This window comes from Pseudoxanthomonas sp. PXM04 (assembly GCF_014851695.1).
Classification (GTDB): Bacteria; Pseudomonadota; Gammaproteobacteria; order Xanthomonadales; family Xanthomonadaceae; genus Pseudoxanthomonas_A; species Pseudoxanthomonas_A beigongshangi.
In genome coordinates this window covers 189969-211396 of sequence record NZ_JACVAG010000005.1, presented here as the reverse complement: position 1 = coordinate 211396, position 21428 = coordinate 189969, and the positions used below count along the sequence as shown (strand labels likewise).

23 protein-coding genes are annotated in these 21428 nt (G+C 68.4%); 10 read left to right on the top strand and 13 right to left on the bottom strand.

The window, feature by feature from the left end; all coding sequences use genetic code 11:
- Nucleotides 1–39 precede the first annotated feature (39 nt).
- From IB228_RS13805 to dksA, 4 genes are all read right to left on the bottom strand, one after another.
- A complete protein-coding gene (locus tag IB228_RS13805; protein ID WP_192198902.1) occupies nt 40–1107 on the bottom strand; it encodes a FecR domain-containing protein in 1068 nt (355 codons plus the stop codon).
- 43 nt (nt 1108–1150) lie between these two features.
- The gene (locus tag IB228_RS13800; protein WP_192198901.1) at nt 1151–1810 is read right to left on the bottom strand and encodes a sigma-70 family RNA polymerase sigma factor; all 660 of its coding nucleotides are present in this window, start codon (nt 1808–1810) and stop codon (nt 1151–1153) included.
- Nucleotides 1811–1965: 155 nt separating this feature from the next.
- On the bottom strand, nt 1966–2415 hold the full coding sequence (locus IB228_RS13795) for a nucleoside deaminase (RefSeq protein WP_192198900.1): 450 nt from the start codon (nt 2413–2415) through the stop codon (nt 1966–1968).
- Between the two features lie 80 nt (nt 2416–2495).
- On the bottom strand, nt 2496–3536 hold the full coding sequence (dksA, locus tag IB228_RS13790) for an RNA polymerase-binding protein DksA (protein WP_183641088.1): 1041 nt from the start codon (nt 3534–3536) through the stop codon (nt 2496–2498).
- Nucleotides 3537–3632: 96 nt separating this feature from the next.
- Here dksA and yidD point away from each other — a divergent pair, with 96 nt between their 5' ends.
- From yidD to IB228_RS13775, 3 genes are all read left to right on the top strand, one after another.
- Nucleotides 3633–3884 (top strand): membrane protein insertion efficiency factor YidD, encoded by a 252-nt coding sequence (yidD, locus tag IB228_RS13785; RefSeq protein ID WP_141452428.1) that lies wholly within the window; start codon nt 3633–3635, stop codon nt 3882–3884.
- Nucleotides 3885–5231: a dihydroorotase gene (locus IB228_RS13780; protein WP_192198899.1), complete on the top strand. Its 1347-nt coding sequence runs from the start codon at nt 3885–3887 to the stop codon at nt 5229–5231.
- An 80-nt stretch (nt 5232–5311) separates the two neighbouring features.
- Entirely contained in the window at nt 5312–6124 is an 813-nt protein-coding gene (locus tag IB228_RS13775) for a M23 family metallopeptidase (RefSeq protein WP_225562471.1), read from the top strand.
- A 248-nt stretch (nt 6125–6372) separates the two neighbouring features.
- Here IB228_RS13775 and folE2 read toward each other — a convergent pair whose 3' ends face one another.
- The 6 genes from folE2 to efp form a co-directional block, all read right to left on the bottom strand.
- On the bottom strand, nt 6373–7305 hold the full coding sequence (gene folE2, locus IB228_RS13770) for a GTP cyclohydrolase FolE2 (RefSeq protein ID WP_192198898.1): 933 nt from the start codon (nt 7303–7305) through the stop codon (nt 6373–6375).
- A gap of 128 nt (nt 7306–7433) precedes the next feature.
- Nucleotides 7434–8138, bottom strand: a complete 705-nt coding sequence (locus IB228_RS13765; protein WP_192198897.1) for a phytoene/squalene synthase family protein — start codon at nt 8136–8138, stop codon at nt 7434–7436.
- 33 nt (nt 8139–8171) lie between these two features.
- Complete coding sequence (locus IB228_RS13760; protein WP_192198896.1) at nt 8172–8882, bottom strand: phosphoglycolate phosphatase; 711 nt, start codon at nt 8880–8882, stop codon at nt 8172–8174.
- Entirely contained in the window at nt 8879–9607 is a 729-nt protein-coding gene (gene ubiG / locus IB228_RS13755; RefSeq protein ID WP_192198895.1) for a bifunctional 2-polyprenyl-6-hydroxyphenol methylase/3-demethylubiquinol 3-O-methyltransferase UbiG, read from the bottom strand. Before ubiG ends, IB228_RS13760 begins: the two co-directional genes overlap by 4 nt.
- A gap of 72 nt (nt 9608–9679) precedes the next feature.
- Nucleotides 9680–11023: a TRZ/ATZ family hydrolase gene (locus IB228_RS13750; protein WP_192198894.1), complete on the bottom strand. Its 1344-nt coding sequence runs from the start codon at nt 11021–11023 to the stop codon at nt 9680–9682.
- Between the two features lie 273 nt (nt 11024–11296).
- A complete protein-coding gene (gene efp / locus IB228_RS13745) occupies nt 11297–11863 on the bottom strand; it encodes an elongation factor P (RefSeq protein WP_183637364.1) in 567 nt (188 codons plus the stop codon).
- 103 nt (nt 11864–11966) lie between these two features.
- On the opposite strand from efp, the gene epmB reads away from it, so the two are divergent.
- Nucleotides 11967–12986: an EF-P beta-lysylation protein EpmB gene (gene epmB, locus IB228_RS13740; protein WP_192198893.1), complete on the top strand. Its 1020-nt coding sequence runs from the start codon at nt 11967–11969 to the stop codon at nt 12984–12986.
- A gap of 102 nt (nt 12987–13088) precedes the next feature.
- A complete protein-coding gene (locus tag IB228_RS13735; protein WP_183637368.1) occupies nt 13089–15161 on the top strand; it encodes an EAL domain-containing protein in 2073 nt (690 codons plus the stop codon).
- A gap of 219 nt (nt 15162–15380) precedes the next feature.
- On the opposite strand, the gene htpX is transcribed toward IB228_RS13735, so the two are convergent.
- Nucleotides 15381–16262: a protease HtpX gene (gene htpX / locus IB228_RS13730; protein ID WP_192198892.1), complete on the bottom strand. Its 882-nt coding sequence runs from the start codon at nt 16260–16262 to the stop codon at nt 15381–15383.
- Nucleotides 16263–16374: 112 nt separating this feature from the next.
- Between htpX and gluQRS the strand changes: the two genes are divergently transcribed.
- The 5 genes from gluQRS (at nt 16375) to IB228_RS13705 (ending at nt 19801) form a co-directional block, all read left to right on the top strand.
- Nucleotides 16375–17298, top strand: coding sequence for a tRNA glutamyl-Q(34) synthetase GluQRS (gluQRS, locus tag IB228_RS13725; RefSeq protein WP_192198891.1), 924 nt, complete (start codon nt 16375–16377; stop codon nt 17296–17298).
- 50 nt (nt 17299–17348) lie between these two features.
- Nucleotides 17349–18089, top strand: coding sequence for a beta-ketoacyl-ACP reductase (locus tag IB228_RS13720; protein WP_192198890.1), 741 nt, complete (start codon nt 17349–17351; stop codon nt 18087–18089).
- A gap of 164 nt (nt 18090–18253) precedes the next feature.
- The gene (phaR, locus tag IB228_RS13715; protein ID WP_141452414.1) at nt 18254–18760 is read left to right on the top strand and encodes a polyhydroxyalkanoate synthesis repressor PhaR; all 507 of its coding nucleotides are present in this window, start codon (nt 18254–18256) and stop codon (nt 18758–18760) included.
- A gap of 76 nt (nt 18761–18836) precedes the next feature.
- Entirely contained in the window at nt 18837–19577 is a 741-nt protein-coding gene (gene phbB, locus IB228_RS13710) for an acetoacetyl-CoA reductase (RefSeq protein WP_192198889.1), read from the top strand.
- Nucleotides 19578–19630: 53 nt separating this feature from the next.
- A complete protein-coding gene (locus IB228_RS13705; RefSeq protein ID WP_183637378.1) occupies nt 19631–19801 on the top strand; it encodes a hypothetical protein in 171 nt (56 codons plus the stop codon).
- A 181-nt stretch (nt 19802–19982) separates the two neighbouring features.
- On the opposite strand, the gene IB228_RS13700 is transcribed toward IB228_RS13705, so the two are convergent.
- On the bottom strand, nt 19983–20507 hold the full coding sequence (locus tag IB228_RS13700; RefSeq protein ID WP_225562455.1) for an SRPBCC family protein: 525 nt from the start codon (nt 20505–20507) through the stop codon (nt 19983–19985).
- A complete protein-coding gene (locus tag IB228_RS13695) occupies nt 20504–21418 on the bottom strand; it encodes a M48 family metallopeptidase (RefSeq protein WP_183637384.1) in 915 nt (304 codons plus the stop codon). Before IB228_RS13695 ends, IB228_RS13700 begins: the two co-directional genes overlap by 4 nt.
- Nucleotides 21419–21428 lie beyond the last annotated feature (10 nt).

The window sequence follows — 21428 nt, the reverse complement described above, 5'->3', positions numbered from 1 at the left end:
TCATTCCGCGCACGCCATGGCGCGGGGATATGCGTGCACTCACCGGGAGCGCGACTCGAGCACCACGCGTTCGTCTTCGCGCGGATCGCGCTGGATGGGGAAGTAATTCGTCAACGCCTCGACGAACGTATGCGTATCGCCGGCATTGAACGCGCCGCTGATCTTCAGCGAAGCGAGCTGTGGGTCGCCCAGCACCACCTTTCTCCGCGAATAGCGGTTCACTTCGGCAATCGCGGCGTCCAATCGCTCGTTGTCGAATACGATCTGGCCGGTGCGCCAGCTGACCACGCGCCCCACGTCGGCCACCCGCACCACCGGCCGGGATCCGTCGGCGGCGACGAACTGCTGGCCCGGATGCAATTCCGCCAGCGTCGCCGCATTGGCCGGCGATGGTGCGACGCCCTGCGCCGGCGCGACACCCACGCGGCCTTCCAGCAAGGTGACTTCGAACAGGCGTTCCCCGACCCGCACGTCGAACTCGGTGCCCAGCGCGGTAACCCGCTTTCCATCCGCGGTGACCACGAACGGTCGCGAACGATCCTTGGCGACCTTGAACAGGGCCTGCCCACGTTCAAGTGTCACCGCGCGGACGTCAGCGCGGTAATGCACCGACAACCGGCTGTCGGTGTTGAGGGTCACCACCGAACCGTCGTCCATCGTCACCACGCTGCGCTGGCCCACGCCGGTCTGGTAGACATTGCCGGCCAGGGTGTCGCCCGCGCCGGAGAACAACCCGCGGGTGGCCTCCGGCCTCAGCGCGATGAGACCCACGCCGGTGAGCAACAGCAGCGAGGCGGCAATCGACAGCCGCCGCCATCGCCGCGAGGAGCGCAGCCTGCCTTCGGCCACGCGCGCCAGCGTCTCGCGGCGCAGCGACTGCATTTCCGGTGAATCCGACAGCGTGCGTACCCAGTGATTCGCGGCCTGGATGCGCCGCCAGGCCGCCGCGTTCTCCGGCGACCGCGCATGCCAGGCATCGAAGCCCTCGCGCAGGCGCGGCTGGTCGGGCGCGTCGCGCAGGATCTCGCTCCAGCGCGCGGCCGCCTCGTCGGCGCTGTCCGCCGCGAAGTCCATCGCCCAGGTCGTTGGAGGAGTCCGCGAGTTCATGGGTGCGTTTCGCCAGCCTCTGTCGTGTGCCTGTCCGGCGGGGTCATGCGCCCTCCGGCATCCCGCCCAGCGCGCCGCCCAACCGGGCCAGCGCCTTGGCCATGTGTTTCTCGGCGGCCCGGACGGAGATGCCCAGCATGACCGAGATTTCAGTGTATTTGCGCTTTTCCATGGTCCTCAGCACGAAAACGTCGCGGGTCCGTTCGGGCAGGCTCCGCAGGACGGCGGTCATCACCCGGACCGCCTCCTCTCCCAGTAAGACGCGCTCCGGCGAAATATCCGTAGCGGGCTGGTGAAGATCCTCGTCGAACGACTCCTGGACATCCATCGCCCGGACCTTGCGCCGGCGTGCCCAGTCGCGCAGGACGTTGGCCGCCACCTGGAACACGTACTGCTCCACATGCTCGATGGCGCCACCGCGCGCGCGCCGCAGCAGGTGCAGGAACACTTCCTGGGTCAGGTCGTCGACTTCGCTGGCATCCCGGACCCGCTTGGCAAAGAAACCGCGCAACGGCGCGCGATAGCGCAGCGAAATGGTGTTCAGCAGGTCGTCGCGCCCGTCGCTGCCCTCGTCGATGCGAGGGGAACCCTGGGCGAAAGGCGATGGTTCGGACACCGGCATCCCCTGTCTGGCGATCGTCCTGAGTAAAGGAAATCCGACCTCCGTCCGGCGGGTGCCCGTGGGCGGGCCGGCACGGCGCATACGGTCGGGTACGTGCGCCAGCCTAGGCACACGCCGGGGGCCGCGCACGTTGCAACGCAATATCCAACGGGCCGGCGGGCCGTAGGCGGCACCGCGTTTTCCCATCCAGTAGCGGCCCGGTTCGAAGTTGGCGGCAGAGCCGAGCAAGCTCGGCTCTACTTTTGCCATTCCCGGTACAGGCCGTCCTCGCCGGCCGGCCGCAGCCGTGCCAGCCGCAAGGTGGCGTGCGCATCCGGCGGCAGCGCCATCTCGGCGTACACGGCGGCGGTGGACAGGCCGTACGGCGCGCCGTCTTCGTTCGAATAGGCGAACCACGCCTCGCCGATGCCACACAGGTGCATGGCGGCCAGGCACATCGGGCACGGGTGGCCGCTGGCGTAGATCACGCAGCCGTCCAGGCGCGGCGTGCCCAGGCGTGCGCCGGCCTGGCGGATGGCCAGCAGTTCGGCGTGCGCGGTGGGATCGTGGTCGCGATGGATGCCGTTGGCGGCGCGGGCGACGACTTCGCCGTCCCGCACCAGCACCGCGCCGAATGGACGGCCTCCGTCGGCGATGTTGGCCCTGGCGAGCGCGATTGCCTCGCGCATGAACTGCTCGTGATCCATGCCGCCTCCTGTCGCGGGTCGCGGAAAAAGCGAACCCCGCCTGGGCGGGGTTCGCGGGGATGGCAACGAGGAGCGCGGAATCAGTCGCCCTGCTGCTTCTGCATGTGTTCCCAGCGCTCCTGCGCATCGATGGTGCGCTCGGCGGTCAGGCGCGCCTCCAGGCGCTCCAGGCCGATTTCCTCGCCGGTGTCGACGCAGTAGCCGTAGTCGCCGGCATCCACTCGCTTGAGCGTGCTGTCGATCTTGCCGATCAGCTTGCGGTAGCGATCGCGGGTACGCAGTTCCAGCGAGTTCTCGGTTTCGCGGGTGGCGCGCTCGGCTTCGTCGCCGATGTCGCGGACCTCGTCCTTCAGGTTCTCGATGGTCTGCTTGGATTCCTCGACCAGATCCGCACGCCACTGCAGCAGGCGCTGGCGGAAATATTCGAGCTGGAGCGGACTCATGTACTCCTCGTCCACGGCCGGCTTGTAGCCCTGGGGAACGATCGGGCGACCGGTGGCGTCATCGGTCTTGTAGGGCACCACTTTGAATTTTTCCCGGACGACGGGAGCCTGCGGCTTGGCGGCCACGGCCACGGCCACCTTGCCGGTGGAACGGGGAGCGATGGCAGGCTTGCTGGTCACGGGGGCGGAATTGGTTGTCTTGCTGGTCGGTTTCGGTGCGGGCACTGGCTTTGCGGGGGATGGAGCCTTGGCCGCCGGAGCCGGCGCGGGCTTGGCCTCCTGCCGGGGTGCGGCGGGAGCGGTCGAGCGCGGTGCGGGGGCCTTCGGGGGAGCAGTCTTGGCCGGAGCCGGCTTGGGGGCGGGCTTCGGTGCGGGTTTGGTCTTCGGTGCTGCGACGGGAGCGGTCTTCTTGGCCACGGCCTTCTTCGCCACCGGCTTGGCGGCCGGTTTTGCCTTGGCGGGCGCGGGCTTGGGCGCCGCCTTCCTGGCCGCCGGCTTTGCGGCCGGCTTCTTGGCCACGGCTTTCTTGGCGACGGGCTTGGGCGCCGCCTTCTTGGCCACCGGCTTGGCGGCCGGTTTCTTGGCGACAGCCTTCTTCACGACAGGCTTCTTGGCGACGGGCTTGGCGGTTTTCTTGGCGGCCTTGGCGGCCTTCTTTGCAGGTTTCTTAGCAGCCACGAACAGCGCTTCCTTGTTCTTCCCGAGCATCGGGAAAGCGCGACTTTATAGCCTACCCGGCGGGCAGCGGCAACCCAACACGGTTATCATCCGGACATGATCGGCCGGGTACTCATTGCTGTCCTGCGGGTGTACAAGCGCTTCATCAGCCCGCTGCTGGGGCCGCGCTGCCGTTTCGTGCCATCGTGTTCGGAATACGCGATGGAAGCGATCGCCCGGTTCGGTCCGATGAAAGGCAGCTGGCTCGCCGCCCGCCGCATCGGCCGCTGCCATCCCCTGCATCCCGGCGGCCACGACCCGGTGCCGCCCGCCGGTGAAACCTCCGCCCCCTGCACAGGAAAGCACTGAATGCCCTCCACCCTCATCGTCAATGCCCGGATGGCCAGCGAAGGTCGCGAATTCGAAGGCGACCTGCGCATCGAGAACGGTCGCATCGCCCGCATCGGCAGCGGCCTGTCCGCCGGGGCGGATGAAAAGGTCGTCGACGCCGCCGGCCGCTGGCTGCTGCCGGGCATGATCGACGACCAGGTCCACTTCCGCGAGCCTGGCATGCCGCACAAGGGCGATATCGCCACCGAATCGGCCGCCGCGGTGGCCGGTGGCCTGACCAGTTTCATGGACATGCCCAACACGGTGCCGCCGACGCTCGATTCGGCCGCGCTGGAAGCCAAGTACCAGCGGGCGGCGGGCCGGGCCTGGGGCAACTACGGCTTCTACCTGGGCGCCAGCAACGACAACCTGGAGGCCATCCGCGCGCTCGACCCGAAGACCGCGCCGGGCATCAAGGTGTTCATGGGCGCCTCGACCGGCAACATGCTGGTGGACAACCCGGAGACCCTGGACGCCATCTTCCGCGAGGCGCCGACCCCGATCATCACGCACTGCGAGGACACGCCGACCATCGATGCCAACATGGCCGCGTTCCAGGCCCGCTACGGCGATGCGCTGACCGCCGAGCACCACCCGGACATCCGCAGCCGCGAAGCCTGCATCAAGTCGACCCGGCTGGCGCTGGAACTGGCCCGCCGCCACGACACCCGCCTGCACGTGCTGCACATCTCCACCGCCGACGAACTGGCCCTGTTCACGCCCGGCCCCCTGATCGACGCGTCCGGCAAGCGCAAGCGCATCACCGCCGAGACCTGCATCCATTTCCTGCGCTTCGACCGCGCCGACTACGCGCGGCTGGGCAACTTCATCAAGTGCAACCCGGCGATCAAGGACGCCAGCGATCGCGAGGCGCTGATCAAGGCGCTGGCCGACGATGTCATCGACGTGCTGGCGACCGACCACGCCCCGCACACGCTGGAGGAGAAGTCCAAGCCCTACGCGCAGGCGCCGTCCGGCCTGCCGCTGGTCCAGTACGCGCTGGTGGCGGCGCTGGAACTGGTCCACGAGGGCCGCGCCACGATGACCGAGATCGTGCAGAAGGTGTCACACGCCCCGGCGCAGCTGTTCGACGTGCACGAGCGCGGCTTCCTGCGCGAAGGCTATTGGGCGGATCTGGTACTGGTGGACGACGCCGAGTTCACCGTGCGCCGCGAGGACGTGCTGTCCAAGTGCGGCTGGTCGCCGTTCGAGGGCACCACCTTCCGTTCGCGCATCGGCGCGACCTGGGTCAACGGCCGGCTGGTCTGGAACGGCGAGCATCTGGTCGGCACGCCCAACGGCCAGCGGCTGGAGTTCGATCGGTGACGCGCCTGGCCGGCGCGGCCTGCGCGCTGGGCCTGGTCTTGCTGTTCTCCCCCGCCCGTCCTGCGCTGGCGCAGGAGGTGCTGTCCGAGGGTACCTACGGCCCCGCGTCCGCCGGTGCGCAGGACGAGCGCGTGGTGTTTCCCCCGCAGGTCTCGCAGGGCGCGCTGGTGTTCGGCAAGGTGCCGCCCGGCAGCCAGGTGCGTTATGCCAACCGCGCGTTGCGCACCAGCGGCTATGGCACGGTGGTGTTCGGGGTCGGCCGCGATGAAGCGGGCCCGCTGAGTGTCGAGGTGACGACGCCCTCCGGGCGCCGGGAAACCGCGCGCATCACGGTGACGCCGCGCGACTGGCCAGTGGAGCGGGTCAACGGCGTGCCGCCGAAGACAGTCAATCCGCCACCGGCGATCGCCGAGCGGATCCGGCGCGAGCAGGCGCAGGTCACCGCCGCGCGCGCGCGCGACGACGATCGCACCGATTTCGCCCAGTCCTTCATCTGGCCGGTGCAGGGCCGCATCAGCGGCCGCTTCGGCAACGCGCGCGTCTACAACGGACAACCCGGTTCCGGCCATTCGGGCATGGACATCGCCGCACCCAATGGCACGCCGGTCAAGGCGCCTGCGGCGGGCGTGGTGACCTTCGCCGGCCCGGATCTGTACCTGACCGGCGGCACCCTGTTGCTGGATCACGGCTACGGGGTCAGCTCCAATTTCCTGCACCTGTCACGCATCGACGTGAAGGTGGGCGATCGCGTCGAGCAGGGCCAGGTCATCGGCGCGGTCGGCGCCACCGGACGCGCCACCGGCCCGCACCTGCACTGGGGCATGAACTGGTTCGACGTGCGCATCGATCCGCTGCTGGTGCTGGAGCGCGCGCAGGCGGCTGCGGCGAAGTGATTGTGGGTTCACCGGCTTTCGCGACTCACGTCGCTCCCACAAGAATTCCCATTGTAGGAGCGACGTAAGTCGCGAGCTTTTCGGCCCGATTGCGATGGAGTAATGGCAAGCGAGGCGGGCAGGCGTCGCCGATGACAGGTACGGGCAACGCGCAGGTTACGGTCGCGACTGACGTCGCTCCTACAGGGGAAGCTTTTTGTGGGAGCGACGTGAGTCGGGAGCTTTTCCCGGTTTGCGCGGGAGACGGCTCAGCCGTTGCTGCCGCTGACGCGGGCGACCGCGTCGTGCGGGTGCAGGCTTTCGAAATGGGCGACGGTGGCGTCGTAGCGCGCCACGTGCGGATCCTGCGAGAGCGCGGCGGCCACGCGGCGCGCGGCATCCTCGCAGAACATCAGGTTCTCCGCGTTCAGGCGCGCGAAAGCCTGTTCGTCGACCCGCTTGACCGCGGTCTGCACCGGCGTGCCCAGGGCGGCCTCGATCGCGTCGATCAACGCCACCAGCGGCAGTTCCTCGAACTGCGGACGCAATTCGACGCGCAGGCTGGCGCGGCTGCGCTGGGCGTGCGGCGTCGCCGCCAGTCCGCGCTCGGAAGACAGCCAGTCGCGGACCACGCCGACCGACAGCGGGTGCGCGGCGGCGAAGTCCTCGGCGAACCGCTCGGCGTTGGCCTGGCGCGACAGCGCCGCCGAGGCCGGGCAGGTGCTGGAGTATTCGACCGAGAACGACAGCGCCAGATGCAGGTGACCGTCGACCAGGGTGGCGTCGATCTCGACCGGATAGCGCTTCCAGCCCGAGTACTCGCTTTCCAGCGCGCGCCGGCGCAACAGCGCGTCATAGCGCAGGCGGATGCGGGCCTGGTTCGCCAGCCCCTGCTGCGAAGCCACGCCTTCCTGTAACAGGTGGCGCAACCCGGCCGGGGTGATGGCCTCGCGCGACAGCCCGTCCTGCAGGTGCAGGTACAGGCGCGACATGTGGATGCCGCGGGCGTCCGGATTGGTCAGGTTGACGAACACGTCGATGTTCGCCGGCACCTGCAATTGCCCACCCTCGCCATCGCCGATGCGCACCGGCAGGGCGATGCCTTCCATGCCCACCCAGTCCAGCGCGCGTGCCAACGGCACGCTCTGGTGGGCGACGTCGGGAAGATCGGCGCGTGGCGCCACGGGAGGGACGGAGGCCATGTCGGTACGGGGGAGAAAAACAGGCCCGCATTGTACCCCCAGCCCCGAATCGCCAGATGAAACAGTCCGTTACGGCGAATCCGCATGCCTATCGCAGCGATGGCTCGCGTCCATCGCGGGCTTCCCGCTCAGCCGCGCGCGGCGTTCCAGGCGCCCAGCAGCAGGCGCAGGCGGGACGGCAGCGCGGTGGCCTCCCCTGCCCTGGCGAACCGGCGCAGGCGGGCGTGGGCGAAGGCGTCGGCGATGCGCCGCTCCCGGCTTGCGCCGGATGCCGCCGGCCAGCGTCGGTCCAGCGTGCGCGCCCAGTCACGCAGCCGCGTGCGATCGTCATTGCCCGCGGCCGACCGCGGCAGCGCCGCGGTCGCGGTGTCGGCCAGGCGGGTCGCCAGGGTCCGGGCAATCACCGCCGCGACATCCGGCGTTCCGCCCAGGACCGCGGCTTCCACCGCGGCCACCGCCGCGCCGTAAACCCGCAGTTGGGCGAAGGCGTCGTCGCCGTCGGCGGCGGCATCGCGCGCCGCGATCAGCGCGGGCAGCGCATCGGCCAGTTCCGCCCACGGCGCAGGCACGGGCTCCAGCCGCCGCCCCAACGGATGACGCGAGCGGCGATCCGCCCAACTGCGCAATTCCTCGCCCCACCAGGCCAACTTGGCATCGGCCGGCAACGGATCGCCTGCGATATTGAGGATGTCGTCGAATTCCTGCAGCAGCGAGAACCACGCTTCGGCCAGCGCGCGTCGTTCCGGCGCGACGAAGATCTCGGCGACCTGCCATTCCGGCCAGCGCTGGCGCCATTTGTCGAGGAAGCTTTCGAGGGCGGAGGAATCGGACACGGGAACGTGCTGGAAGTCGGTCGTGAAGATGGCTCAGGCGCCGACCGCGGTCGGCCAGGCGTCCGGGTCGAGCAGTTCGGCAGGCTGGTCGCACATCCGTTCGGCCTGCCAGCTTTCGGGATCCTCGCCATCGAGACGGTAGCCCCACAGCGCCGCGATCGACGGCATGCCTGCCGCGCGCGCCGCGACGATGTCGCGTTCGTCGTCGCCAACGTAGACACAGTCGCCGCAAGCCACGCCCAGCCGCTCGGCGGCCACCTGCAACGGCAGCGGATGCGGCTTGCGCTCGGCCAGGGTGTCGCCGCCGATCAGCACCGCGCAGCGTTCCTGCCAGCCTTCGGCCGGCAGCACGTCGCGGGCGAGGTACTCGGGCTTGTTGGTGACGATGCCCCAGCGCGTGCCGGCGGCTTCCAGCGCGGCCAGCATCGCTTCCACGCCTTCGAAAGGATGGCTGTGGCGGCCCAGTTCCTCCTGGTAGATCACCAGGAATTCCGGCACCAGCGCGTCGCGCGCGGCGACGTCCAGATCCGGGAACGCCGCACCCACCATCGCCCGCGATCCCTTGGACACGTGCGGACGCAGGTCGGCCAGGGTCACCGGCGCGCGGCCGCGCGCGGCGAGCATGCGGTTGGCGGTGGCGACGAAATCCGGCGCGCTGTCCAGCAGCGTGCCGTCGAGATCGAACAGGGCCACCGCCGGGAATCCGGCGCCGATCTTGGGGGCGTCGCCATCCAGCCGGCTCATGCCGCCTTCACCGCGCAGGCCAGGTAATTGACGTCGGTACGGCGCGCCAACCGCGCGCGCTGCCGCCACGGCTCGTAGGCCAGGCCGCTGACGTCCTCCAGCTGCAGGCCGGACCGGCGCAGCCAGGCGGCCAGTTCGGACGGCTTGATGAAGTCCTGGTAGTGATGGGTGCCGGTGGGCAGCAGGCGGGCGACGTATTCGGCGCCCACGATGGCCAGGGCGAACGCGGCCGGGGTGCGGTTGAGGGTGGACAGGAACAGCCGGCCGCCGGGTTTCAGCAGGCGCGCGCACGCCTCGATGATCGCCGCCGGATCCGGCACGTGCTCCAGCATTTCCATGCAGGTGACCACGTCGAAGCTGCCGGGACGCTCCTCGGCCAGCGATTCGACCGGACGCAGCTGGTAGTCGACCTGCACGCCGGACTCGAGCTTGTGCAGGCGCGCCACCTTGATCAGTTCCGGCGCCAGGTCAATCGCGGTGACGTGCGCTCCGGCCTTCGCCAGCGCTTCGCTGAGCAGGCCGCCGCCGCAGCCCACGTCCAGCGCCTGCGCGCCGGCCAGCGACGCGCGCTGGCGCACGTAGTCCAGGCGCACCGGATTGAGCGCGTGCAGCGCCTTCTGCGGACCCTGCTCGTCCCACCAGCGATTGGCGAGCGCACCGAACTTGTCCAGTTCGGCCTGATCGAAGTTGTCGCCGGAGGGCGCGGATGAAGCGGTGGAGGTCATGGGGTCACCTCGGCAGGAGCCGGTGGCCGCGGCGTGCGGACACACGGCAGGGGAATCGGTGGGGAACGGACATCATCCGCCATGCAGCGTGCGGATGCGCTCGCGCCATTGGCGCGCGTTGGCGATCAGGCCGGCCGTGTCCATGTCGACCAGTTCGCGCTGCACCAGCCGCGGCTGGCCGGCGATCCAGACGTCGCTGACCTGGTGGCGGCCGGTGGCGTAGATGAGCTGGGAAACGACGTGGTGCAGCGGCTGGGTTTCCAGCGCGCCCAGATCCACGCAGATCAGGTCGGCCTGCTTGCCCGGTTCGATCGAACCGATGCGATCGCCGTAGCCCAGCGCGCGCGCGCCGCCGAGAGTGGCCGCATGCAGCGCGGTCGCGGCGTCCAGCGCGGTGGCGTCGTTCGCCACCGCCTTGGCCAGCTGCGCCGCGGTGCGGGTCTCGCTGAACATGTCCAGGTCGTTGTTGCTGGCGCAGCCGTCGGTGCCGATGGCCAGGTTGACGCCCGCGCGTTGCAACGCGCAGGCCGGGCAGAAACCGGAGGCCAGCTTGAGGTTGGATTCCGGGCAATGCACCACCGACACGCCGCGCTCGGCGCACAGGTGGATCTCGGCCTCGGTCAGCTGGGTCATGTGCACCGCGATCAGGCGGTCGTTGACCAGGCCCAGGCGATCCAGGCGCGCCAGTGGACGCTGGCCATACTGCTTCAGCGAATCGGCGATTTCCTGCGCGGTCTCGTGGGTGTGCAGGTGCACCGGCACGTCGAGCTGGTCCGAGAGCATGCGCACGCGCTCGAAGTTGGCGTCGCTGACCGTATACGGTGCGTGCGGCGCGAACGCGGTGTCGACCAGCGAATCGCCGCGCCATTGATCATGGACCTCGCCCGCGCGGTCGAAATATTCGTCGCTGGTCTTGGCCCAGGCGGTCGGGAAATCGATCACCGGCAGGCCGACCCGCGCGCGGAAGCCGTGGCGCTTGTAGACCGCGGCCTGCACATCGGGGAAGAAGTAGTTTTCGTTGGCACAGGTGGTGCCGCCGCGCAGCATCTCGGCGATCGCCAGGGTGGTACCGTCGGCGACGAATTCCGGGCCGATCACCGCCGCTTCCACCGGCCAGATGTGCTTCTGCAGCCACTCCATGAGAGGCAGATCATCGGCGATGCCGCGCAGCAGCGTCATCGGATTGTGGGTATGCGCGTTGACCAGACCGGGCAGCAGCGCCGCATCCGGTCGCGACACCACCCGCTCCGGCACGAAGCGTTGGCGCGCGTCGGCAATTGGCAGGATGGCGAGGATGTCGCCGCCCTTCACCGCCACCGCATGGTCTTCCAGCACCACCCCATGTGGCATCACCGGGATGACGAAACCGGCCTCAATGAGGAGATCACAAGCTTCGGGGCGGGTGTCGTGGGTCATGCGTCCTCGTATCCGTGGTTCCGCGGGGAGCCGGAATCAGGCCAGCGATTCACGGCGTCGGTGCTTCCGGTCGGAGGAGGCTCAGCTCGCATCGGTGCGCTCACCTCGCCGCCACCGGGAATCTCTCGTCGTCCCGGCGGAAACCGGGTTCCATCTTGATGTTGCCTGTGCTTCTGGCTTTCAAACGCAAAAGCAACCGCAAGCAAAATGGAGCCAGGCCTTCGCCGGAATGGCGCAACGGCAGGCGCGCCCGCGTGCGGGCGCGCCGTCGCGTCACTTCACGCGGCTGACGTAGTCGCCGGTGCGGGTGTCGACCTTGATGATTTCTTCCTGGCCGACGAACAGCGGCACGCGCACGACCGCGCCGGTCTCCAGGGTCGCCGGCTTGCCGCCGCCGCCGGAGGTGTCGCCACGGACGCCCGGATCGGTCTCGACGATCTTCAGCTCGACGAAGTTCGGCGGGGTGACCTGGATCGGGGTGCCGTTGAACAGGGTCACCACGCACTCTTCCTCGCCCTTCAGCCACTTCTCGGCGCCGGCCATGCCGGCCTTGTCGGCCTGGACCTGCTCGAAGGTTTCCTGCTGCATGAAGTGCCAGTACTCGCCATCCGAATACAGGTACTGCATGTCGGTATCCACCACGTCGGCGGCCTCGACCGAGTCCGTGCTCTTCATGGTGATTTCCTGCACGCGGCCGGTGCGGATCTGGCGGTACTTCACGCGGGTGAAGGCCTGGCCCTTGCCCGGCTTGACGTATTCGGTGTCGGTGATGATGGACGGTTCGTTGTTGACCAGGATCTTCATCCCGTTCTTGACGTCGTTCATGCCGTAACTGGCCATGGGGTACTCCTTGGGGTAAGACAAACCCGCCGCGGGAGGCGGCTGGCCGGATAGAATGGGGAACCCGCCGGGACCGGCGGGCGTTTTGTTTTCAGACCCGCACATGATAACCGCAGCCCCCCTCCCCATGCAGCCCGCCCCCCTGCCCCGCGCCCGCTGGCAGGAAGCCTGGCGCGACGCCGTGCGCGACCCGCATGAGCTGCTGGCGATGCTGGGACTGGAAGGCCTGGCCGGCCGCCTGTCGGAAGGCGCCGCCGCCCAGTTCCCACTGCGGGTGCCGCGCGGCTTCGTCGCCCGCATGGTGCCGGGCGACGCGAACGACCCGCTGCTGCGCCAGGTGCTGCCACTGGACGAGGAAATGCGGCCGGTGCCGGGCTTCGGCCTGGACGCGGTCGGCGATGCGGCCGCCCGGACCGCCACCGGGGTCCTGCAGAAGTACCGGGGCCGTGCCCTGCTGGTCGCCACCGGCAGCTGCGCGGTGCACTGCCGCTACTGCTTCCGCCGGCATTTCCCCTATGCCGAGGAAACCGCCGCCCGCGACGGCTGGCGCGAGGCCGTGGACGCCATCCGCGCCGATGAGGGCATCGAGGAGGTCCTGCTCTCCGGTGGCGACCCGCTGTCGCTGGCCACGCCCAAGCTGGTCGAACTGACCGACGCGCTCGCCGGTATCCCGCATCTTCGCCGCCTGCGCATCCACAGCCGCCTGCCGGTGGTGCTGCCGGAACGGGTCGACGACGGCCTGGTCCGCTGGCTGGCGGGGCTGCCCTGGCCGGTCGCGTTCGTCATCCACGCCAACCACGCCAACGAGTTCGATGCCGGCGTCGACGCCGCCCTGGGCCGCCTGCACGGGGCCGGCGCGCAACTGCTCAACCAGGCCGTGCTGTTGCGCGGGGTCAACGACAGCGTGGACGCGCTGGCCGCCCTGGGCGAGCGCAGTTTCGCCGCCGGCGTCCTGCCCTATTACCTGCACCAGTTGGACCGGGTCGCGGGCGTGGCCCATTTCGAGGTTCCCGACGAACAGGCCCTGGCCCTGCACGCCGGCCTGCGCGCCCGCCTGTCCGGCTACCTGGTGCCGCGGCTGGTCCGCGAGATCCCGGGCGACACCGGCAAGCGGCCGCTCTGAGCCGGCCGCGATGGAGCGCCCGTCCCGCCTTTTTGCGACGCCCGCATTGGACGCTTCCGGCCCCTTCGTGTATTAAACGCGCTCCCAAGGCGGAACCGCTGCATGCAGATCGGCAAAGACTCCACCCTCCGTTTGATGATCGTCGATGACAGCGGCGAGGACGCCGAGGCGATTGTCAGTACGTTGCGGAATGGAGGCATCGCCGTGCGGCCGCTGCGCCCGCTGGACGCCGACGAACTGGCGCAGATGGTGGCCGCGCAACCCATGGATCTGGTGCTGGCCGCCCGTTCGGCCCGGGGAATTCCGCTGGCCGGGGTCCTGTCCACGGTCGATGCCAGCGGCAAGGACATCCCCGTCATCGTGCTGGCCGACGGCATCAGCGAAGCCGACTGGCTGAGCGATCAGTCCGGCGGAGCACGCGGCATGGTGCTGCGCGGCCGTCCCGAACACCTGCTGCACGTCCTGCGCAGCGAATGGTCGGATCTGGAGACGCGCCGCGCGGTCCGCCGGCTGGACGTGCAATTGCGCGAAATCGAGCGCCGCTGCGACGCGCTCATCTCCTCCTCGCGCGACCCGATCGCCTACATCCACGAAGGCATGCACATCCGCGCCAACGAGGCGTACCTGGAAATGCTCGGCTTCGAGTCCTTCGACGAGGTCGAGGGCCTGTCGCTGCTGGATCTGGTGGCGCCGCAGTACGTCAACGATTTCAAGCAACTGCTCAAGAACCTGAGCAAGGGCGAGCCGCCGCCGCCGCGCTTCGAGCTGGAGGCGCGCAGCCTGGACGGCGACCAGTTCCCCGCCACGCTCGAGTTCGCCACTGCCACCTACGAGGGCGAACCCTGCGTGCAGGTGGTGTTCCGCCGCCGCGAGGAATTCGATCCGGAGCTGGCGCGCGAGGTCGAGGATCTGCGCCAGCGCGACGTGGTCACCGGCCTGTTCAACCGCCCGACCTTCCTGCAGGCGCTGGAGGAAGCGGTCAGCCAGGTCGCGCGCGGCGAGCATTATTCGCTGCTGCTGCTGGAGCCGGACCACTACCAGCGCCTGCTGCAGGACATCGGCATCGACTCGGCCGACGCCCTGATCGCGGCGATGGCGCAACGCCTGGCCGAGAAGCTGGACAGCCGCACCACCGCTGCCCGCTTCGGCGAGCGCACCTTCGCGGTGCTGCTCAAGGGCAATCATGCGCAGACGTCGGCCTTGGCCGAGACCCTGCGCGCGGCCTTCGCCTCGCACGTGTTCAACGCTGGCGATCGCTCCACCGCGGTCACCGCCAGCATCGGCGGCGTCCAGATCGGCGAGAAGATCGCCAGCGTCGGCCTGGTGCTCACCCGCGCCACCGACAGCCTGCAGACCGCGACCAGCCTGGGGGGCAACCGCATCGAGATCTTCGATCCCGGCGCGGTCGACCGTGCCGAGGAAGAGCGGGTGCAGAACTGGATCGCGCGCCTGCAGGACGCGCTGGCCAACGATCATTTCCTGCTGTACTACCAGCCGGTGGTCAGCCTGCAGGGCGAGGCCGGCGAACTCTACGAAGCGCTGCTGCGCCTGGATTCCAACGGTGAAACGGTGATGCCGCCCGTGTTCATGGGGATCGCCGAGGAACACGGCCTGCTCGATGCGATCGACCGCTGGGTGGTCAACCGCGCCATCGAGGTGCTGGGCGAACGCCGCCGCAAGGGCTACCTGACCCGCCTGCTGGTCAAGGTCAGCCCCACCTCGTTCGGTGACGAACGCCTGCTGCAACTCATCGCCAAACAGCTGGCGGCGCACGACGTGCCCGGCGACTGCCTGTGGCTGGAAGCCTCCGAGGCCAAGGTGTTCACCCACCTGCGCCAGGCCCAGACGTTCCAGTCCGGCGCGTCGAAGCTGGGCTGCAAGGTCGGCCTGGAGCATTTCGGCGCCGGCCTGGACTCGTTCCAGTTGCTGGCCCATTTCCAGCCGGCGTTCCTGAAGATCGATCGCGTGTTCAGCGCCGACCTGGCGAAGACCCCGGAACACCAGTTGAAGATCCGCGAGATCGCCGAGCGCGCGCAGTCACAGGGCATCCTGACCATTGCCGATCACGTCGCCGACGCGGCCACGATGAGCTTCCTGTTCACTTCGATGGTGGACTATGTGGAAGGCGAGTTCCTGGCGCCGCCGGGACCGCAGATGAGCTACGACTTCTCGTGATTCAGGCATGGGGCGGGTCTTCCGGCCTCCCCGTCGCGCCCGACTTTCCGTCGTGGAGCGGAGCTTGCTCCGCTGCCCTTGCCTTGGTTTTCCGCTTCCCGTGAAAGCGAGATGCAAAAGCAAAGGCCAGAGCGAGGGCAGCGGAGCAAGCTCCGCTCTACGGAACGGAAAAAAGAAACCCGCCTTGCGGCGGGTTTCGCATGCTCCTGCGACGTCGTCTCAGGCAAACGTGCCCTGTGCCGCCCGCAGTGCGGCAATGCGCTCCTCCAGCGGCGGATGGCTCAGGAACAGGCGCTTCAAGCCCTGGCCGATGCCGCCGGCGATGCCGAACGCCTCCACCTGCGCCGGCAGCGTGCTCTGCGCATGCTGCGCGTTCAGGCGCTCCAGCGCGGCGATCATCTTGTGGCGGCCGGCCAGGTTGGCGCCGCCGGCGTCGGCGCGGAACTCGCGCCGGCGCGAGAACCACATCGCGATCATCGTGGCGAACAGGCCGAACACCACTTCCAGCACCATCACGATGATGTAGTAACCGAAACCGCGGCCCTCGCCCTCGCGATTGCCCGACAGGAAACTGTCGACGATGCCGCCGACCACGCGCGCCAGCACGATTACGAAGGTGTTCAGCACGCCTTGCAGCAACGCCATCGTCACCATGTCGCCGTTGGCGACGTGGCTGACCTCGTGGCCGAGCACGGCTTCGGCTTCGTCGCGGTTCATCGCCCGCAGCAGGCCGGTGGACACCGCCACCAGCGCGTTGTTGCGGTTGGCGCCGGTGGCGAAGGCATTGATTTCCGGCGCGTCGTAGATCGCCACCTGCGGCATGCCGATGCCGGCGCCCTGGGCCTGGCGCTGCACGGTGGCCAGCAGCCACTGCTCGGCCTCGTTGCGCGGCTGCTCGATCACCTGCGCACCGGTCGCGCGCAGGGCCATGGTCTTGGACAGCAGCAGCGAGATCAGCGATCCGCCGAAGCCGAAGATGGCGGCCATCACCAGCAGCCCGGACATCTGGTTCGGATTGACCCCGAGTATCGACATGACGACGCTCGCCAGGGCGAGCACGGCCAGGTTGGTGGCGAGGAACAGGGCGATACGGCTGAACACGGGAGACTCCGCAGGCTTTCGGTGTGAAATGTTGAGCGAATCTGCGGCCGTGCGCGGTTGAATTCAAGCACGTTCCTGACCGACGATTCAGCTTTGGAAACGCACCGCACGCATGTCCGCACACCCTGAATCCGCGCGCCCCTACCGGGGCCGCTTCGCGCCCTCGCCCACCGGCCCGCTGCACTTTGGCTCCCTGCTGGCCGCGCTGGGCAGTTGGCTGCTGGCACGCCATGCCGGCGGCGAATGGTGGGTGCGGGTTGAGGATCTGGATCCGCCTCGCGAAGTCGCCGGTGCCGCCGATCTCCAATTGGCAACGCTGGCCGCATTCGGCCTGGTCTCCGACGGCCCGGTGGTGCGGCAGAGCGAACGCGGCGTCCTGTACCAGGCCGCGCTGGACGAACTGCTGGAGCGGGGCCAGGCATTCTTCTGCCATTGCAGCCGCAGCGAGCTGGCCGCGGCCGGCGGCATCCACCATCGCTGCGTGGCGGCCGAAGCGCGCGCGCATCCGGCCGTCCGGCTGCGGGTCGGAACCGGCACCGTGATCGGGTTCGAGGACGGTCTGCAAGGACACTTCGAACAGGATGTCCATGCTGAAGCCGGCGACGTGGTGCTGCGCCGGGCCGACGGTTACTGGGCCTATCAACTGGCGGTGGTGGTGGACGATGCCGCCCAGGGCTTCACCGACATCGTGCGCGGCGCCGATCTGCTGGATTCCACGCCCCGGCAGATCCATCTGCAGCGTGCCCTTGGCTTGCCAACGCCACGCTACCTGCACTTGCCGCTGGTCGTGGGCGGGGAAGGCCAGAAGCTGTCCAAATCGATGGCCGCGCTGCCGATCGACGCCACCGATCCCCTGCCCGCGCTGCGCGTCGCCTGGGCCGCGCTCGGACAGCCAGCGGATCGCCTGCCGGCCAGTGGCGGGGTGACCGGACTGCTGCGGACGGCGGCCGATGAGTTCGTTCCGGAACGCCTTCCCCGCCAGGCGCGCATCCCATTCGCTGCGCCGCACAACGCGCCTGACGCGCACGCTGTCTAGAATCCGGAGCAACCGCCTTTTGCGGGCGGTCCCCACAGGAGAAGCCCCACATGAGTTCTCGCGTCGCGCTGGTCACCGGCGGCACCGGCGGCATCGGAACCGCCATCTGCAAGAAGTTGGCCGGCATGGGCCATCGCGTAGCCACCAATTACCGCAACGAGGAAAAGGCCAAGGCCTGGCAGCAGCAGATGAAGGCCGACGGCTACGATGTCGCGCTGTTCCCCGGCGACGTCACTTCCGCCGAGGAAGCCGAATCCCTCGTGCGCAAGGTCGAGGCCGAACTCGGCCCGGTGGAAATCCTGATCAACAACGCCGGCATCACCCGCGACACCACCTTCCACCGCATGAGTTCACTGCAGTGGAACGAGGTCATCAACACCAACCTCAATTCGGTGTTCAACATGACCCGCCCGGTGATCGAGGGCATGCGCGATCGCAAGTGGGGCCGGATCATCCAGATCAGTTCCATCAACGGCCTCAAGGGCCAGTACGGACAGGCCAACTACGCCGCCGCCAAGGCCGGCATGCACGGCTTCACCATTTCGCTGGCCCGCGAGAACGCCAAGCTCGGCATCACCGTCAACACGGTGTCGCCGGGCTACGTCGCCACCGACATGGTGATGGCGGTGCCGGAGGAAGTGCGCGCCAAGATCGCCGCGGACATCCCGACCGGCCGCCTGGGCAACCCGGACGAGATCGCCTATGCGGTGGCGTTCCTGGTCGCCGACGAGGCCGGCTGGATCACCGGTTCCAACCTGGACATCAACGGCGGCCACCACATGGGTTGGTGACCGGTTCCGGCGCCCGCCACGATCCAAAAATGCTGCGGGTCCGGCCCGCAGCATTTTTTTGCCCGGCGTTGTTCCTGAACAGGGCACCCCTGACCTGCGGCCTGTTGCAAGGGCTGCTGCGCTGCGTCATGCTGCCCGGCACTGCGTTTTAGAGTGATTGCTTCATGGCTGCGATCCGCATCATCAAGAAGTACCCGAACCGCCGTCTCTACGACACCGAGATTTCCAGTTACATCACCATCGAGGACGTCCGCCAGCTGATCGTCGATGGCGAGGACTTCGAGGTCCGCGACGCCAAGAGCGGCGAGGACCTGACCCGCACCGTCCTGCTGCAGATCATCAGCGAGCAGGAACAGGATGGCGAACCGGTGCTGTCCACCCAGCTGCTGAGCCAGATCATCCGCTTCTACGGCGATTCGCTGCAGGGCTTCATGGGCAACTACCTGGAGCGCAGCATGCAGATCTTCATGGAGCAGCAGCAGCAGTTCCGCAGCCAGATGGGCAACCTGCTGGGACAGACGCCCTGGACCATGATGAACCAGCTGACCGAGCGCAACCTGGAGCTGTGGCAGGAATTCCAGCGCAACCTCAGCGGCGGCGGCTTGGGCCGTCCGGCCACCGCCAAGCCGAAGGAAGCCCCGCGCGAGACGCCGAAGACCCGCGCCCGCTGAATCCCGTTTCCGTGAACGAGCCCGCGCCCCGTGGCGCGGGCTTTTTCATGCCATCCGATTTCCGAGGATCCCCTCCATGAGCAAACGCGTCGCGGTCGTCACCGGCGGCATCGGCGGTCTGGGCACCGCCATCTGCAAGCAATTGGCCGGCGCCGGCCATACTGTCATCGCCGCCGACCTGCCCGCCGACGATGCGCGCCGGGCATCCTTCGCCGACGCCACCACCGGGCTGGACGTCCATTTCATGCCGTTGGATGTCAGCGACTTTTCCGCCTGCGGCGCGTTCGTGCGCGATGTGCAGGACGCGCACGGCGGGCTGGACATCCTGGTCAACAACGCCGGCATCACCCGCGACTCCACCCTGCGCAAGATGGACGAGTCGCAGTGGGAAGCGGTCATAGACGTCAACCTGGGCAGCGTGTTCAACCTCTCGCGCCACGCCATCGATGGCATGCAGGCGCGCGGCTTCGGCCGGGTCATCAACATCAGCTCGGTCAGTGGCCAGACCGGCAACTTCGGCCAGACCAACTACGCGGCGGCCAAGGCCGGTCTGCACGGCTTCACCATGTCGCTCGCGCGCGAAGTCGCTGCCAAGGGCATCACCGTCAACAGCGTGTCGCCCGGCTACATCGAAACGCCGATGACCCGCGCGATGCCGGAGGACGTGCGGTCGCGCACCATCGCCTCGGTCCCGGTCGGCCGGATCGGTGCGCCGGAGGACATCGCCCGCGCGGTGGCGTTCCTGGCCGACGATGCGTCCGGCTACATCACCGGCGCCAACCTGCCGGTCAACGGCGGCCTCTTCATGAGCTTCTGAGCCGCGGCTATGCTGCGCATTCCATTGCATGATCGCACAACCAAGGAAACCGGATGAAACTCACTCCTCCCACTTTCGGCGTCTGGCTCATCGCACTGCTGCTCGGCAGCGGCGGCATCGCCGCGCGTTTCGGCTACATCCCGGTGCTGGCGCCGCATGCGTTCTGGCTGGTGGTGGCGGGATTCGGGTTGCTGGTGGCGGCGACGGTTTTCAGCAAGCTCTGAGGTAGAGCGGAGCTCGCTCCGCTGCCTTGGTTTTGGTTTCTCATGCGTCATCGGTATCGGACGCTGAAGCACAAGCTGTCGAAGGCTGGAAACGAAGGCAGATAACGTTGCAACACCCCAAAAAGCAGCGGAGCAAGCTCCGCTCTACGCGGTTCCGATTCCAGTCGCCGGCGGCGAGCGTTTACCCGCCCTTGCGCAGATACTCCGCCAATCCAGCCAGTTGCTGCGCCTGCACCCGGTCCACCACCGGGGCCAGGGTGCGCAGGTCGTCCGGCGTGTAACCGCCGGCGCGATACCACAGCGTGATACGGGTGCCGCCGTTCTCCTCGGCCAGGCGCCATTCCATCGCCCCCGACAATCCCATTCCCTGCAGCGGTCCAAGACCGCCGGTCAGGCGCAGGAGCTTGTCTGGCTCGGCGAACACCACCGTCATGTGCCGGGCCTGGCGCAGGCCGTCGATTTCGCAGAAGCAGCCGCCGGCGCGCGGCTCCAGGCTCAGGCGTGAGGCGTCACCCCACCAGGTGTGATCCTTCGGCCACCACTGCCCGATCTCGGCCAATCCCTTCCATGCCGCTTCCGGCGTCACCGGCACCCATTGGCTGTTCTCGACGGTGAAGCCGTTGGCGGCCTGGTCCTTGACCGCCGCCTGCGCCGACACCGCCAGTCCGCCGGCCAGCAGCATCGCCGCCCACCGGCGCGCGATCATTGCGCCGCCGCCTCTTTGCAGTACCGGTTGCGGTATTCCATCGCCTTGGGCATCAGCGCGGTCAGGTTCTGGATGCGGGTGCCGGGGTTGGGATGGGTGGAGGAGAACTCGGGCGGCGCCTGCCCACCGCTGGCCTCGCTCATGCGCTCCCACAGCGGCACCGCTTCCTGCGGATTGAAGCAGGCCGCGGCGGCGAGCATCAGCCCGACTTCGTCGGCCTGGGTTTCATGCGTGCGCGCGTAAGGCAACAGGTAGCCGTAGCCCATCGCCGCCATCACCATCTGCTGCTGTTGCGGATCCATGCCGCTCATCGCGCCGGCCATCTGGCCGATCTGGGTCAGTTTCTGCTGGGACATGCGCTGGGCGCCATGACGCAACAGGGCATGCGCGATCTCGTGGCCCATCACCACCGCCACCGCATCGGCATTCTTGGCGACCGGGATCAGCCCGGTGTAGACGGCCATCTTGCCGCCGGGCAGGCAGAACGCATTGGCCTGGTCGGACTGGATGACGTTGACGTCCCAGTCGAAGGTGCGCCAGTTGCCACTGGCCTGGGTGCCCCGCTCCTGGGCGATGGCCGCTTCGACTTCGGGGATCTTTTCGATCAGGCGCTGCGCGATGGCGCGCACCTGCTGGGCAATCTGCGAATCGGGATCGACCGGGCGTTCCTGCGAGAGGATTTCCTGGTAGGCCTGCAGGCCCAGCGCCTTTTCCTCCTCCACGCTGATCGAGCTGTCGATCAGCACCTTCTCGCCGGTGTAGGGGTCCACGACGCGGTTGGAGAACCAGTAGAACGCGGCATAGCCCGCGAACCCCAGCAGGATCAGCCAGCGCACGTTGCCGAACAGGCCGCGCCGCCGGGGCGCGCCACCCTGTTCGTACTGTCCCTGCCCGAACGGATCGTTCCTCATCGCCTTCTCC

Coding starts and splice junctions, on each gene's coding strand:
- IB228_RS13705 (WP_183637378.1), top strand. CDS start 19,631: ATGAAACTCACTCCTCCCACTTTCGGCGTCTGGCTCATCGCACTGCTG.
- IB228_RS13695 (WP_183637384.1), bottom strand. CDS start 21,418: ATGAGGAACGATCCGTTCGGGCAGGGACAGTACGAACAGGGTGGCGCG.
- efp (WP_183637364.1), bottom strand. CDS start 11,863: ATGGCCAGTTACGGCATGAACGACGTCAAGAACGGGATGAAGATCCTG.
- IB228_RS13780 (WP_192198899.1), top strand. CDS start 3,885: ATGCCCTCCACCCTCATCGTCAATGCCCGGATGGCCAGCGAAGGTCGC.
- IB228_RS13795 (WP_192198900.1), bottom strand. CDS start 2,415: ATGGATCACGAGCAGTTCATGCGCGAGGCAATCGCGCTCGCCAGGGCC.
- IB228_RS13735 (WP_183637368.1), top strand. CDS start 13,089: ATGCAGATCGGCAAAGACTCCACCCTCCGTTTGATGATCGTCGATGAC.
- gluQRS (WP_192198891.1), top strand. CDS start 16,375: ATGTCCGCACACCCTGAATCCGCGCGCCCCTACCGGGGCCGCTTCGCG.
- yidD (WP_141452428.1), top strand. CDS start 3,633: ATGATCGGCCGGGTACTCATTGCTGTCCTGCGGGTGTACAAGCGCTTC.
- IB228_RS13720 (WP_192198890.1), top strand. CDS start 17,349: ATGAGTTCTCGCGTCGCGCTGGTCACCGGCGGCACCGGCGGCATCGGA.
- IB228_RS13760 (WP_192198896.1), bottom strand. CDS start 8,882: ATGAGCCGGCTGGATGGCGACGCCCCCAAGATCGGCGCCGGATTCCCG.
- IB228_RS13750 (WP_192198894.1), bottom strand. CDS start 11,023: ATGACCCACGACACCCGCCCCGAAGCTTGTGATCTCCTCATTGAGGCC.
- ubiG (WP_192198895.1), bottom strand. CDS start 9,607: ATGACCTCCACCGCTTCATCCGCGCCCTCCGGCGACAACTTCGATCAG.
- IB228_RS13700 (WP_225562455.1), bottom strand. CDS start 20,507: ATGATCGCGCGCCGGTGGGCGGCGATGCTGCTGGCCGGCGGACTGGCG.
- phbB (WP_192198889.1), top strand. CDS start 18,837: ATGAGCAAACGCGTCGCGGTCGTCACCGGCGGCATCGGCGGTCTGGGC.
- IB228_RS13805 (WP_192198902.1), bottom strand. CDS start 1,107: ATGAACTCGCGGACTCCTCCAACGACCTGGGCGATGGACTTCGCGGCG.
- phaR (WP_141452414.1), top strand. CDS start 18,254: ATGGCTGCGATCCGCATCATCAAGAAGTACCCGAACCGCCGTCTCTAC.
- IB228_RS13800 (WP_192198901.1), bottom strand. CDS start 1,810: ATGCGCCGTGCCGGCCCGCCCACGGGCACCCGCCGGACGGAGGTCGGA.
- epmB (WP_192198893.1), top strand. CDS start 11,967: ATGATAACCGCAGCCCCCCTCCCCATGCAGCCCGCCCCCCTGCCCCGC.
- folE2 (WP_192198898.1), bottom strand. CDS start 7,305: ATGGCCTCCGTCCCTCCCGTGGCGCCACGCGCCGATCTTCCCGACGTC.